The following is a 14153-nucleotide window of genomic DNA, read 5'->3' on the forward strand; positions in this document are numbered from 1 at the left end:
AGTGGAGTGGCTGACGGATAATGGTTCATGCTACCGGGCTAATGAAACACGCCAGTTCGCCCGGATGTTGGGACTTGAACCGAAGAACACGGCGGTGCGGAGTCCGGAGAGTAACGGAATAGCAGAGAGCTTCGTGAAAACGATAAAGCGTGACTACATCAGTATCATGCCCAAACCAGACGGGTTAACGGCAGCAAAGAACCTTGCAGAGGCGTTCGAGCATTATAACGAATGGCATCCGCATAGTGCGCTGGGTTATCGCTCGCCACGGGAATATCTGCGGCAGCGGGCTTGTAATGGGTTAAGTGATAACAGATGTCTGGAAATATAGGGGCAAATCCAGTACGCGTACTAACCAAATCGCGCAACGGAAGGCGACCTGGGTCATGCTGAAGCGAGACACCAGGAGACACAAAGCGAAAGCTATGCTAAAACAGTCAGGATGCTACAGTAATACATTGATGTACTGCATGTATGCAAAGGACGTCACATTACCGTGCAGTACAGTTGATAGCCCCTTCCCAGGTAGCGGGAAGCATATTTCGGCAATCCAGAGACAGCGGCGTTATCTGGCTCTGGAGAAAGCTTATAACAGAGGATAACCGCGCATGGTGCTTGGCAAACCGCAAACAGACCCGACTCTCGAATGGTTCTTGTCTCATTGCCACATTCATAAGTACCCATCCAAGAGCACGCTTATTCACCAGGGTGAAAAAGCGGAAACGCTGTACTACATCGTTAAAGGCTCTGTGGCAGTGCTGATCAAAGACGAAGAGGGTAAAGAAATGATCCTCTCCTATCTGAATCAGGGTGATTTTATTGGCGAACTGGGCCTGTTTGAAGAGGGCCAGGAACGTAGCGCATGGGTACGTGCGAAAACCGCCTGTGAAGTGGCTGAAATTTCGTACAAAAAATTTCGCCAATTGATTCAGGTAAACCCGGACATTCTGATGCGTCTGTCTGCACAGATGGCGCGTCGTCTGCAAGTCACTTCAGAGAAAGTGGGCAACCTGGCGTTCCTCGACGTGACGGGCCGCATTGCACAGACTCTGCTGAATCTGGCAAAACAACCAGACGCTATGACTCACCCGGACGGTATGCAAATCAAAATTACCCGTCAGGAAATCGGTCAGATTGTCGGCTGTTCTCGTGAAACCGTGGGACGCATTCTGAAGATGCTTGAAGATCAGAACCTGATCTCCGCACACGGTAAAACCATCGTCGTTTACGGCACTCGTTAATCCCGTCGGAGTGGCGCGTTACCTGGTAGCGCGCCATTTTGTTTCCCCCGATGTGGCGCAGACTGATTTATCACCCCGATATCAACTATGCACTTCGACAAACGCTGGTGCTATGTTTGCCCGTGGCCGTTGGGTTAATGCTTGGCGAATTACGATTCGGTCTGCTCTTCTCTCTCGTTCCTGCCTGTTGCAATATTGCGGGCCTTGATACGCCTCATAAACGTTTTTTCAAACGCTTAATCATTGGTGCGTCGCTGTTTGCCACCTGTAGCTTACTGACACAGCTGCTACTGGCAAAAGATGTTCCCCTGCCCTTTTTGCTGACCGGATTAACGCTGGTACTTGGCGTCACTGCTGAGTTGGGGCCATTGCACGCAAAATTGCTTCCCGCATCGCTGCTGGCAGCCATTTTTACCCTCAGTCTGGCGGGATACATGCCGGTCTGGGAACCGTTGCTCATCTATGCGTTGGGCACTCTCTGGTACGGATTGTTTAACTGGTTTTGGTTCTGGATCTGGCGCGAACAACCGCTGCGCGAGTCACTAAGTCTGCTGTACCGTGAACTGGCAGATTATTGTGAAGCCAAATACAGCCTGCTTACCCAGCACACCGACCCTGAAAAAGCGCTGCCGCCGCTGCTGGTGCGCCAGCAAAAAGCGGTCGATCTAATTACCCAGTGCTATCAGCAAATGCATATGCTTTCCGCGCAAAATAATACTGACTACAAGCGGATGCTGCGTATTTTCCAGGAGGCGCTGGATTTACAGGAACATATTTCGGTCAGTTTGCATCAGCCGGAAGAGGTGCAAAAGCTGGTCGAGCGTAGCCATGCGGAAGAAGTTATCCGCTGGAATGCGCAAACCGTCGCCGCTCGCCTGCGCGTGCTGGCTGATGACATTCTTTACCATCGCCTGCCAACGCGTTTTACGATGGAAAAGCAAATTGGCGCACTGGAAAAAATCGCCCGCCAGCATCCGGATAATCCGGTTGGGCAATTCTGCTACTGGCATTTCAGCCGCATCGCCCGCGTGCTGCGCACCCAAAAACCGCTCTATGCCCGTGACTTACTGGCCGATAAACAGCGGCGAATGCCATTACTTCCTGCGCTGAAAAGTTATCTGTCACTAAAGTCTCCGGCGCTACGCAATGCCGGACGACTCAGTGTGATGTTAAGCGTTGCCAGCCTGATGGGCACCGCGCTGCATCTGCCGAAGTCGTACTGGATCCTGATGACGGTATTGCTGGTGACACAAAATGGCTATGGCGCAACCCGTCTGAGGATTGTGAATCGCTCCGTGGGAACCGTGGTCGGGTTAATCATTGCGGGCGTGGCGCTGCACTTTAAAATTCCCGAAGGTTACACCCTGACGTTGATGCTGATTACCACCCTCGCCAGCTACCTGATATTGCGCAAAAACTACGGCTGGGCGACGGTCGGTTTTACTATTACCGCAGTGTATACCCTGCAACTATTGTGGTTGAACGGCGAGCAATACATCCTTCCGCGTCTTATCGATACCATTATTGGTTGTTTAATTGCTTTCGGCGGTACTGTCTGGCTGTGGCCGCAGTGGCAGAGCGGGTTATTGCGTAAAAACGCCCATGACGCTTTAGAAGCCTATCAGGAAGCGATTCGCTTGATTCTTAGCGAGGATCCGCAACCTACGCCACTGGCCTGGCAGCGAATGCGGGTAAATCAGGCACATAACACTCTGTATAACTCATTGAATCAGGCGATGCAGGAACCGGCGTTTAACAGCCATTATCTGGCAGATATGAAACTGTGGGTAACGCACAGCCAGTTTATTGTTGAGCATATTAATGCCATGACCACGCTGGCGCGGGAACACCGGGCATTGCCACCTGAACTGGCACAAGAGTATTTACAGTCTTGTGAAATCGCCATTCAGCGTTGTCAGCAGCGACTGGAGTATGACGAACCGGGTAGTTCTGGCGATGCCAATATCATGGATGCGCCGGAGATGCAGCCGCACGAAGGCGCGGCAGGTACGCTGGAGCAGCATTTACAGCGGGTTATTGGTCATCTGAACACCATGCACACCATTTCGTCGATGGCATGGCGTCAGCGACCGCATCACGGGATTTGGCTGAGTCGCAAGTTGCGGGATTCGAAGGCGTAATACAGGCTAAACCATCGGATAAGGCATTCACGCCGCATCCGACATATTTTGCCTGATGCGTCTTATTTACGCCCCAACCACCTTCGCCACCGCGTGGGCGAAACGTTGCATCCCTTCATCGATATCCGCATCTTCCACCACCAGCGACGGTGCTAAACGCATCACATCCGGTCCGGCATTCAGCACCATTACGCCAACCTCTGCACCCGCATACAGGAAATCACGCGCCCGACCTTTGTAGTGTGGTTTCAGCTCCGCGCCAATTAACAGCCCCATACCGCGAATATCGCTAAACACATCGTACTGCTGATCGATCTTCTGCAAATGGTCAACAAAACGCTGGCGTTTCGCCTGAATGCCTTCCAGCACTTCAGGGGTATTGATGATATCAAACGCCGCGCCCGCTACTGCACAGGCCAGAGGATTACCGCCGTAGGTGGAACCGTGAGAACCAGGATGAAACGCAGAAGCAATTTCCGCCGTGGTCAGCATGGCGCTAATCGGGAAGCCGCCGCCTAACGCTTTCGCAGAAGTCAGAATATCCGGCGTCACACCGTAGTACATGTAAGCAAACAAATCGCCAGTCCGCCCCATCCCGCACTGCACTTCATCAAACACCAATAATGCCTGATGTTGATCGCACAGCTCGCGCAAGCCCTGCAAAAACTCTGGCGTCGATGCCGTCACACCGCCCTCGCCCTGGATCGGCTCAACCACCACCGCACAGGTGTGATCATCCATCACCGCTTTCACTGCATGGAGATCGTTAAAGGGAACGTGGATGATGTCTGCCGGTTTCGGCCCAAAGCCGTCGGAATATTTTGGCTGCCCACCCACCGAAACGGTAAACAGCGAGCGACCATGAAAAGCGTTATGGAAGGCAATAATTTTGGTTTTGAACGGGCTATGACGCACACAGGCGTAATGGCGTGCCAGTTTAAAGGCGGTTTCGTTAGCTTCCGTGCCGGAGTTCATAAACACCACGCGTTCGGCAAACGTCGCCTCAATCAGTTTGCGCCCAAGACGCAGCGCCAGTTCATTGGTGAAAACGTTACTGATATGCCACAGAGTTTCGCCCTGGGTTTTTAACGCGTTCACCAGCGCAGGATGGCAATGGCCCAACGCCGTAACTGCAATGCCACCCGCGAAATCGACATACTCCTTGCCTTGCTGATCCCAGATTCGGCTGCCCTGACCTTTTACCGGAATAAACTCTGCCGGAGCATAAATCGGCAGGATCACTTCATCGAAAGTCGCGCGTGTAATTGCTGTTTGTTCAATTGCCATCTCATGATCACCCTGTTACGCATAAATAAATATGAAATTATAATCACAAAATATGCATAAAAAATCACTGAATGGCAATCGGAAATCAGAGATGCAGGAAATTAGCCAGCAGTTGATGTCCTTGTTCGCTAAGAATACTTTCTGGATGGAACTGCACACCTTCCAGATCCCACTGGCGATGGCGAATCCCCATAATCTCGCGGGTTTCGCTCCAGGCCGTCACGTCAAAGCACGCTGGTAATGAGCCAGGTTCCACCACCAGCGAATGGTAGCGTGTCACGGTAAGTGGATTTGCCAGCCCCCGAAATACGCCCTCACCGTTATGTGTAATCGGCGAGGTTTTGCCGTGCATGACCTTTGCGGCGCGCACAACTTTACCGCCAAATGCCTGCGCCATTGCCTGATGACCGAGGCAGACGCCAAGAATCGGCAAGCGCCCGGCATAGTGGCGAATAACGTCAAGGGAGATCCCGGCTTCATCTGGCGTACAGGGGCCGGGTGAGATGACAATTTTTTGTGGTTTAAGGGCGTCGATATCCGCCAACGTCAACGCATCGTTGCGCTTAACCAGCACATCCGCCCCCAGTTCACAAAAGTACTGGTAGAGGTTCCAGGTAAAAGAATCGTAGTTATCAATAAGCAGGATCATGGCGGCTCCGGTACGAAAGAACCGCGCTATTTTACTCAGATTCCCCGGCTTCGCTTACCACTTTGCTAAATATCATCTGCAGTGCGGTGAGATCCCCCATTGCCCCACTCTGATTTGCCTGATTCCAGGCCTCTTTTTCGATACCCTGCCAGCTCAGTTGATATCCGGCATGAATCGCCAGTTGCTCGAAGAAGATCCGCTGTGCCAGACCACTTCCCACCCGGAAGGGATGCAGCACGTTGATTTCACAATAGTAATGCGCCAGCCGCTCGACGAACTTCGTTTTCTCCAGGCCAACCAGATAACCTTCTTCCTCCAGATCCTGCATCAGGGCATTGCCCTCTTTTTCTATATAAGCAAAGTGGCAGAACGGCGTATCGCCCTGATAAATATCAACTTCACGCAGTTGCCCTGCCCAGTCGAAAATATCCTGATACAGCTGGCGATGGATAGTTCGCAAATGCGGTAAACCGCGCACCAGCGGACCAAGCTCAATGGTCGCAGCACGCAGCGCCGTCATTTCGTAAGCGGCCTGTTCCAGCCGTTGTTGCTGGCGGATGTTCAGCCGGTTACGCATGATATCAAGGCCTGGATAAAGATACGGATCGCGCCCTTCGCCGAATTTATCGCTCATAGTGCCTCCTCAGCTCTACAAGGCGCGCTAAAGCCTCTGCGGCAGTAAGAGTGACTAAAGGCATCTCGACGCCTTCAAGACGGCGACTGGCCTGGAAATTACGATTACGCTGAAGCTCCCAGAGACGGGACTTTTGCTTATCGGTGAGTTTCTTCACTTGATGCCTCCCTGAACGTGTCCATTTGCCACAAGTATAAGCGGCAAATCCGGGTTACGCCGGGAGAGCAGAAGCGCGGGCAAGATTGCCCGCGCGAGAAATCATTACGGCAGGACTTTAGCGGAAAGGATAACTACCGGTTTTGACGGCACATTCTGGTACGGACCAACGTCATGAGTCGGCACCTGGGAAATCTTATCCGCCACGTCCATGCCTTTCACCACTTTACCAAATACCGCGTAACCGAAATCACGCTGACCATGGTCAAGGAAGGCGTTATCGGCAACGTTGATAAAGAACTGGCTGGTGGCGCTATCTTTGTCAGCGGTACGCGCCATCGCGATGGTGCCACGCGTGTTGCGCAGGCCGTTATCGGCTTCATTTTTGATTGGCGGGTTTGGTTTTTTCTGCTGCATCTGCTCGGTGAAACCGCCGCCCTGAATCATAAAGCCAGGAATGACGCGGTGAAAGGTAGTGTTGTTATAAAAACCGCTGTTCACATAATCGACAAAGTTTTGCACAGACACTGGCGCTTTTTGTTTATCCAGCTCCAGTTCGATGTTACCAGCTGAGGTTGTCAACAATACGTGCGGGGCCCCTTTCGCTGCCATTGCTGCGGGAGAAAGAGCAGAAAGAGCGAAAACAGCAGCCATCGCCGCCAGGGTCGATTTGAACATGAGATTTCCTTAACAAACAGAGCAGAAAAAAAGCAAGTGAAGAGATTCTAAATAGCCTTCAAGAACAAGGCCATCCCTTTACCTAATTTTACGTATCTGAAATATATGTAACCTGACGATCACTTTTTATTCCGTGATCAAAATCACTTCTTAAAATGCAATTTAGCAACCGATTGCAATAAAACATTTAAACAGATCACAAAATCACCTAAAATCACCCGCTCGCGGCATATCCCGCTATGCCATTTTATTTTTGAACGCAGGCCAATCATGACTAACAGCAATCGCATCAAGCTCACATGGATTAGCTTTCTCTCCTACGCACTGACTGGTGCGTTGGTTATTGTCACCGGGATGGTGATGGGAAATATCGCCGATTATTTCAATCTGCCTGTTTCCAGTATGAGTAACACCTTCACCTTCCTCAACGCCGGCATTTTAATCTCTATCTTCCTCAACGCCTGGCTGATGGAAATCGTCCCGTTGAAAACGCAGTTACGTTTTGGCTTTCTCCTGATGGTGCTGGCGGTTGCCGGTTTGATGTTCAGCCACAGCCTGGCGCTGTTCTCGACGGCGATGTTCATTCTCGGGGTGGTCAGCGGCATTACTATGTCGATTGGTACATTCCTGATAACACAAATGTATGAAGGGCGTCAGCGCGGTTCCCGCCTGTTATTTACTGACTCCTTCTTCAGTATGGCTGGGATGATTTTCCCAATGATCGCCGCGTTTCTACTGGCGCGCAGCATTGAGTGGTACTGGGTTTATGCCTGCATCGGGCTGGTGTATGTCGCTATTTTTATTCTGACCTTCGGCTGTGAGTTCCCAGCACTGGGCAAACATGCACCAAAAACGGATGCTCCGGTAGAGAAAGAAAAGTGGGGGATCGGCGTACTGTTTCTCTCTGTTGCGGCGCTGTGCTACATCCTCGGTCAGTTAGGTTTTATCTCCTGGGTGCCTGAGTATGCCAAAGGCCTGGGCATGAGCCTGAACGACGCGGGCACGCTGGTGAGTAACTTCTGGATGTCATACATGGTCGGCATGTGGGCGTTCAGCTTTATTCTTCGCTTCTTTGATTTGCAACGCATTCTGACCGTACTGGCTGGTCTGGCTGCGATTCTGATGTACGTCTTTAACACCGGAACACCAGCACATATGGCGTGGTCAATTCTCGCTCTGGGCTTCTTCTCCAGCGCGATCTATACCACCATCATCACCCTGGGTTCACAGCAGACCAAAGTACCGTCGCCAAAACTGGTTAACTTTGTCCTGACCTGCGGAACCATCGGTACTATGTTGACCTTTGTGGTTACCGGCCCGATTGTTGAACATAGCGGTCCGCAGGCGGCACTGCTTACAGCAAACGGTCTGTACGCTGTCGTCTTTGTGATGTGCTTCCTGTTAGGTTTCGTCAGCCGTCACCGTCAGCATAACACCCTGACCTCTCATTAATTGCTAATGCCGGACGGCACTATCGTCGTCCGGCCTTTTCCTCTCTAACCCCGCTACGTGCATCTATTTCTATAAACCCGTTCATTTTGTCTATTTTTTGCACAAACATGAAATGTCAGACAATTCCGTGACTTAAGAAAATTTATACAAATCAGCAATATACCCCTTAAGGGGTATATAAAGGTGAATTTGATTTACATCAATAAGCGGGGTTGCTGAATCGTTAAGGTAGGCGGTAATAGAAAAGAAATCGAGGCAAAAATGAGCAAAGTCAGACTCGCAATTATCGGTAACGGTATGGTCGGCCATCGCTTTATCGAAGATCTTCTTGATAAATCTGATGCGGCCAACTTTGATATTACCGTTTTCTGTGAAGAACCGCGCATCGCTTATGACCGCGTACACCTCTCGTCTTACTTCTCTCACCACACCGCCGAAGAGCTGTCGCTGGTGCGCGAAGGCTTCTACGAGAAACACGGCATCAAAGTTCTGGTCGGCGAACGCGCTATCACCATCAACCGTCAGGAGAAGGTGATTCACTCCAGCGCCGGACGTACCGTTTTTTATGACAAGCTGATCATGGCAACCGGTTCCTACCCGTGGATCCCACCAATCAAAGGTTCTGATACTCAGGACTGCTTTGTCTATCGCACCATTGAAGACCTCAACGCCATTGAATCCTGCGCCCGTCGCAGCAAACGCGGTGCCGTTGTTGGTGGCGGCCTGTTAGGTCTGGAAGCCGCTGGCGCGCTGAAAAACTTAGGTATTGAAACCCACGTTATCGAATTTGCCCCTATGCTGATGGCGGAACAGCTTGATCAGATGGGTGGCGAGCAGCTGCGTCGCAAAATCGAAAGTATGGGCGTGCGCGTTCACACCAGCAAAAACACCCTTGAGATTGTGCAGGAAGGTGTCGAAGCACGTAAAACCATGCGTTTTGCCGACGGCAGCGAACTGGAAGTCGACTTTATCGTCTTCTCTACCGGTATCCGTCCGCGCGATAAGCTGGCAACCCAGTGTGGTCTGGACGTTGCTCCGCGTGGGGGTATCGTCATTAATGATTCCTGCCAAACTTCCGATCCGGATATCTACGCTATCGGTGAATGCGCAAGCTGGAACAACCGTATATTTGGTCTGGTAGCACCTGGCTACAAAATGGCGCAGGTCGCCGTTGACCATATTCTCGGTAGCGAAAACGCCTTTGAAGGTGCTGACCTTAGCGCCAAGCTGAAACTGCTGGGCGTGGACGTAGGCGGTATTGGTGATGCTCATGGTCGCACGCCTGGCGCACGTAGCTACGTTTACCTCGACGAAAGCAAAGAGATCTACAAACGCCTGATCGTCAGCGAAGACAACAAAACCCTGCTCGGTGCGGTACTGGTGGGCGATACCAGCGACTACGGTAACTTGCTGCAACTGGTGCTGAATGCTATCGAGCTGCCGGAAAACCCGGATTCTCTGATTCTGCCGGCGCACTCGGGTAGCGGTAAGCCGTCTATCGGTGTTGATAAACTGCCGGACAGCGCGCAAATCTGCTCCTGCTTCGACGTCACTAAAGGTGATCTGATTGCTGCCATCAACAAAGGCTGCCACACAGTTGCGGCGCTGAAAGCTGAAACCAAAGCGGGTACTGGCTGCGGTGGCTGTATCCCGCTGGTCACTCAGGTACTGAACGCGGAACTGGCGAAACAGGGCATCGAAGTTAACAACAACCTGTGCGAACACTTTGCTTATTCGCGTCAGGAACTGTTCCATTTGATCCGCGTTGAAGGCATTAAAACCTTCGAAGAACTGCTGGCGAAACACGGCAAAGGCTACGGTTGTGAAGTTTGTAAACCGACCGTCGGTTCGCTGCTGGCCTCCTGCTGGAACGAATACATTCTGAAGCCAGAACATACTCCGCTGCAAGATTCTAACGACAACTTCCTCGCTAACATCCAGAAAGACGGGACCTACTCGGTGATCCCGCGTTCTCCGGGCGGTGAAATCACCCCGGAAGGGCTGATGGCAGTGGGTCGTATCGCGCGTGAATTTAATCTCTACACCAAAATCACCGGTTCCCAGCGCCTGGCGATGTTTGGCGCACAGAAAGACGATCTGCCAGAGATCTGGCGTCAGCTGATTGAAGCCGGCTTCGAAACCGGTCATGCCTATGCGAAAGCACTGCGTATGGCGAAAACCTGCGTGGGTAGCACCTGGTGCCGCTACGGCGTTGGCGACAGCGTCGGCCTCGGCGTGGAACTGGAAAACCGCTACAAAGGCATCCGTACGCCGCACAAAATGAAGTTCGGTGTCTCCGGCTGTACCCGTGAATGTTCAGAAGCTCAGGGTAAAGACGTGGGTATTATCGCCACTGAAAAAGGCTGGAACCTGTATGTTTGCGGCAACGGCGGCATGAAACCGCGTCATGCGGATCTGCTGGCAGCTGATATCGATCGCGAAACGCTGATCAAATATCTCGACCGCTTCATGATGTTCTACATCCGTACCGCCGACAAACTGACGCGTACCGCGCCGTGGTTAGAAAACCTCGAAGGCGGCATCGATTACCTGAAAGCGGTGATCATTGACGACAAACTGGGGCTGAACGCTCATCTGGAAGAAGAGATGGCGCGCTGCGTGAAGCGGTAGTGTGTGAGTGGACTGAAACGGTCAATACACCGTCCGCGCAGACTCGCTTCAAACACTTCATCAACAGCGACAAGCGTGACCCGAACGTGCAGATGGTGCCAGAGCGCGAACAGCACGTCCGGCAACGCCGTATGAACGTATCCCGGTAACTCTGGTGGAGGACAACGCATGAGCCAGTGGAAAGACATCTGCAAAATCGATGACATCCTGCCTGAAACCGGCGTCTGCGCGCTGTTAGGCGACGAGCAGGTCGCGATTTTCCGCCCGTATCACAGCGACCAGGTGTTTGCGATCAGCAACATCGATCCGTTCTTCGAGTCCAGCGTGCTGTCACGCGGGCTGATTGCGGAACACCAGGGCGAGCTGTGGGTCGCCAGCCCGCTGAAAAAACAGCGTTTTCGCTTAAGTGATGGCTTGTGCATGGAAGACGAACAGTTTTCCGTCAAACATTACGAAGCACGAGTGAAAGACGGCGTGGTGCAGCTGCGCGGTTAATGTTTTAACGGGAGGCGCAATGCCTCCCCTTTTTGCATGGTCCTGTAATTACCTTCGGTATATTGCAGGACATTTTTTAAACTTTTTGTTTTATTTTTTTGTTTTTATTTTTTAAAGGATAATCAAATGTTTACAGACACTATTAATAAGTGTGCGGCTAACGCTGCGCGCATTGCACGCCTGTCGGCAAATAACCCGCTCGGCTTTTGGGTCAGCTCCGCCATGGCGGGCGCGTATGTGGGTCTTGGGATCATCTTGATTTTCACGCTCGGTAATTTGCTCGACCCGTCCGTACGTCCGCTGGTGATGGGCGCGACCTTTGGTATCGCCTTAACGCTGGTGATTATCGCCGGTTCTGAACTGTTCACCGGACACACCATGTTCCTCACCTTTGGGGTAAAAGCGGCAGCATCAGCCACGGGCAAATGTGGGCAATCCTGCCGCAAACCTGGCTGGGTAACCTGGTCGGTTCCGTCTTCGTTGCCATGCTCTATAGCTGGGGCGGCGGTAGCCTGCTGCCGGTAGATACCAGCATCGTTCACTCCGTCGCGCTGGCTAAAACCACTGCACCGGCAATGGTACTCTTCTTCAAAGGTGCATTGTGTAACTGGCTGGTTTGCCTGGCAATCTGGATGGCGCTGCGCACTGAAGGGGCGGCGAAATTTATCGCTATCTGGTGGTGTCTGCTGGCATTTATCGCGTCCGGCTACGAGCACTCTATCGCTAACATGACGCTGTTCGCGCTCTCCTGGTTCGGCAACCACAGCGAAGCCTACACGCTGGCGGGTATTGGTCATAACCTGCTGTGGGTGACGCTGGGTAATACTTTATCAGGTGCCGTATTCATGGGATTGGGTTATTGGTATGCTACGCCGAAATCGAATCGTCCGGTTGCGGACAAATTTAATCAAACTGAAACGGCTGCCGGTTAATTACTAAGGGGTTTTTACGTGGATCATTTGCCTATATTTTGCCAATTACGCGATCGCGACTGTCTGATTGTCGGCGGTGGTGATGTCGCGGAACGCAAAGCAAGGTTGCTGTTAGACGCAGGCGCTCGCTTAACGGTGAATGCATTAGCGTTTATTCCACAGTTCACCGCATGGGCAGATGCAGGCATGTTAACCCTCGTCGAAGGGCCATTTGATGAAAGCCTTCTCGACACCTGCTGGCTGGCGATTGCAGCGACGGATGATGACACGCTTAACCAGCGCGTCAGCGAAGCCGCTGAAGCTCGTCGCATCTTCTGTAACGTAGTCGATGCGCCGAAAGCCGCCAGCTTTATTATGCCGTCGATTATTGACCGCTCACCGCTAATGGTAGCGGTCTCCTCTGGCGGCACCTCTCCGGTTCTGGCGCGCCTGTTGCGCGAAAAACTCGAATCACTGCTGCCGTTGCATCTGGGCCAGGTGGCGAAATATGCCGGGCAATTACGCGGGCGAGTGAAACAACAGTTCACCACGATGAGTGAGCGTCGCCGTTTCTGGGAGAAATTGTTCGTTAACGACCGCCTGGCGCAGTCGCTGGCAAACAACGATCAGAAAGCCATTACTGAAACGACCGAACAGTTAATCAACGAACCGCTCGACCATCGCGGTGAAGTGGTGCTGGTTGGTGCAGGTCCGGGCGATGCCGGGCTGCTGACGCTGAAAGGACTGCAACAAATTCAGCAGGCAGATGTGGTGGTCTACGACCGTCTGGTTTCTGACGATATTATGAATCTGGTACGCCGCGATGCTGATCGCGTTTTCGTCGGCAAACGCGCGGGATACCACTGTGTACCGCAGGAAGAGATTAACCAGATCCTGCTGCGGGAAGCGCAAAAAGGCAAACGCGTGGTGCGGCTGAAAGGTGGCGATCCGTTTATTTTTGGCCGTGGTGGCGAAGAGCTGGAAACACTGTGCAACGCGGGTATTCCGTTCTCGGTGGTTCCGGGTATTACCGCAGCTTCTGGTTGCTCTGCCTATTCGGGTATTCCACTCACGCATCGCGATTATGCCCAGAGCGTACGCTTAATTACCGGACACTTAAAAACCGGTGGCGAGCTGGACTGGGAAAACCTGGCGGCAGAAAAACAGACGCTGGTGTTCTATATGGGGTTGAATCAGGCCGCGACTATTCAGCAAAAGCTGATTGAACACGGTATGCCTGGCGAAATGCCGGTGGCAATTGTCGAAAACGGAACGGCAGTCACGCAGCGCGTGATTGACGGTACGCTCACGCAACTCGGTGAACTTGCTCAGCAAATGAACAGTCCATCGCTAATTATTATTGGTCGGGTTGTTGGCCTGCGCGATAAACTGAACTGGTTCTCCAACCATTAATTTAACCCGGGCCAGAGAATTCTGGCCTTCTTAATGACTCTTTTTATATATTCAGCAAATAAAACATAACCCCTTAATAAATATTATCTGCTAATGGGTTATATTCACCGTTACAGCGACTTACAAAATTAAGTCATTCGCTCACTGACGCCAATTAAATATTCCTGTATCGTTCTTAACGAGCAGTCTGCTTATATTCATATAATCAATGAATATTAATTAATATATAATACATAGGGAATGTAGGTAATGCTGCCAACTTACTGATTTAGTGTATGATGGTGATTTTAAGGTGCTTGCGTGGCTTCCATTTCCATCAGATGTCCTTCCTGCTCCGCTACTGAAGGCGTGGTGCGTAACGGCAAAAGCACTGCCGGACATCAGCGCTATCTCTGCTCTCATTGCCGTAAAACATGGCAACTACAGTTCACTTACACCGCCTCTCAGCCCGGTACGCACCAGAAA

Annotated in this window: 12 protein-coding genes and 2 pseudogenes; 9 read left to right on the forward strand and 5 right to left on the reverse strand. The window is 51.8% G+C overall.

Annotated features, from left to right (window positions below):
• The 3 genes from BHE85_RS00525 to BHE85_RS00535 form a co-directional block, all read left to right on the forward strand.
• Positions 1-331, forward strand: a 331-nt coding sequence (locus BHE85_RS00525; RefSeq protein WP_000321149.1) for an integrase core domain-containing protein, incomplete at its 5' end; no start/stop codon positions are given.
• 277 nt (positions 332-608) lie between these two features.
• Positions 609-1241, forward strand: a complete 633-nt coding sequence (gene crp, locus BHE85_RS00530; RefSeq protein ID WP_000242755.1) for a cAMP-activated global transcriptional regulator CRP — start codon at positions 609-611, stop codon at positions 1239-1241.
• A 50-nt stretch (positions 1242-1291) separates the two neighbouring features.
• Positions 1292-3382: a YccS/YhfK family putative transporter gene (locus BHE85_RS00535; protein WP_001295162.1), complete on the forward strand. Its 2091-nt coding sequence runs from the start codon at positions 1292-1294 to the stop codon at positions 3380-3382.
• A 66-nt stretch (positions 3383-3448) separates the two neighbouring features.
• Here BHE85_RS00535 and argD read toward each other — a convergent pair whose 3' ends face one another.
• From argD to ppiA, 5 genes are all read right to left on the reverse strand, one after another.
• Positions 3449-4669 carry a bifunctional acetylornithine/succinyldiaminopimelate transaminase gene (argD, locus tag BHE85_RS00540; RefSeq protein ID WP_039064285.1) on the reverse strand — a complete coding sequence of 407 codons (1221 nt, stop codon included), beginning with the start codon at positions 4667-4669 and terminating at the stop codon, positions 3449-3451.
• 85 nt (positions 4670-4754) lie between these two features.
• Positions 4755-5318 carry an aminodeoxychorismate synthase component 2 gene (pabA, locus tag BHE85_RS00545; RefSeq protein WP_000601849.1) on the reverse strand — a complete coding sequence of 188 codons (564 nt, stop codon included), beginning with the start codon at positions 5316-5318 and terminating at the stop codon, positions 4755-4757.
• Positions 5319-5349: 31 nt separating this feature from the next.
• Positions 5350-5952 carry a putative adenosine monophosphate-protein transferase Fic gene (locus tag BHE85_RS00550; protein ID WP_001280650.1) on the reverse strand — a complete coding sequence of 201 codons (603 nt, stop codon included), beginning with the start codon at positions 5950-5952 and terminating at the stop codon, positions 5350-5352.
• Positions 5942-6109, reverse strand: a complete 168-nt coding sequence (locus BHE85_RS00555) for a YhfG family protein (RefSeq protein ID WP_000736863.1) — start codon at positions 6107-6109, stop codon at positions 5942-5944. The genes BHE85_RS00550 and BHE85_RS00555 overlap by 11 nt, the downstream gene beginning before the upstream one ends.
• Before the next feature lie 104 nt (positions 6110-6213).
• Positions 6214-6786, reverse strand: coding sequence for a peptidylprolyl isomerase A (gene ppiA, locus BHE85_RS00560; protein ID WP_000477216.1), 573 nt, complete (start codon positions 6784-6786; stop codon positions 6214-6216).
• A 270-nt stretch (positions 6787-7056) separates the two neighbouring features.
• Between ppiA and tsgA the strand changes: the two genes are divergently transcribed.
• The 6 genes and pseudogenes from tsgA to BHE85_RS00595 form a co-directional block, all read left to right on the forward strand.
• Positions 7057-8238, forward strand: coding sequence for an MFS transporter TsgA (tsgA, locus tag BHE85_RS00565; RefSeq protein ID WP_000185258.1), 1182 nt, complete (start codon positions 7057-7059; stop codon positions 8236-8238).
• Positions 8239-8499: 261 nt separating this feature from the next.
• Positions 8500-11041 (forward strand): annotated as a pseudogene (gene nirB / locus BHE85_RS00575) (NADPH-nitrite reductase large subunit).
• Positions 11038-11364 carry a nitrite reductase small subunit NirD gene (nirD, locus tag BHE85_RS00580; protein ID WP_000084764.1) on the forward strand — a complete coding sequence of 109 codons (327 nt, stop codon included), beginning with the start codon at positions 11038-11040 and terminating at the stop codon, positions 11362-11364. Before nirB ends, nirD begins: the two are co-directional and overlap by 4 nt.
• Positions 11365-11490: 126 nt before the next feature.
• Positions 11491-12296, forward strand: a pseudogene (gene nirC, locus BHE85_RS00585) (nitrite transporter NirC).
• 18 nt (positions 12297-12314) lie between these two features.
• On the forward strand, positions 12315-13688 hold the full coding sequence (gene cysG / locus BHE85_RS00590; protein WP_000349885.1) for a siroheme synthase CysG: 1374 nt from the start codon (positions 12315-12317) through the stop codon (positions 13686-13688).
• 300 nt (positions 13689-13988) lie between these two features.
• Positions 13989-14153: IS1 family transposase (locus BHE85_RS00595; RefSeq protein ID WP_047664789.1), on the forward strand; the 165-nt coding region annotated here is incomplete at its 3' end.

It is taken from the genome of Shigella sp. FC1567 (assembly GCF_001743015.1).
Taxonomy (GTDB): domain Bacteria; phylum Pseudomonadota; class Gammaproteobacteria; order Enterobacterales; family Enterobacteriaceae; genus Escherichia; species Escherichia coli.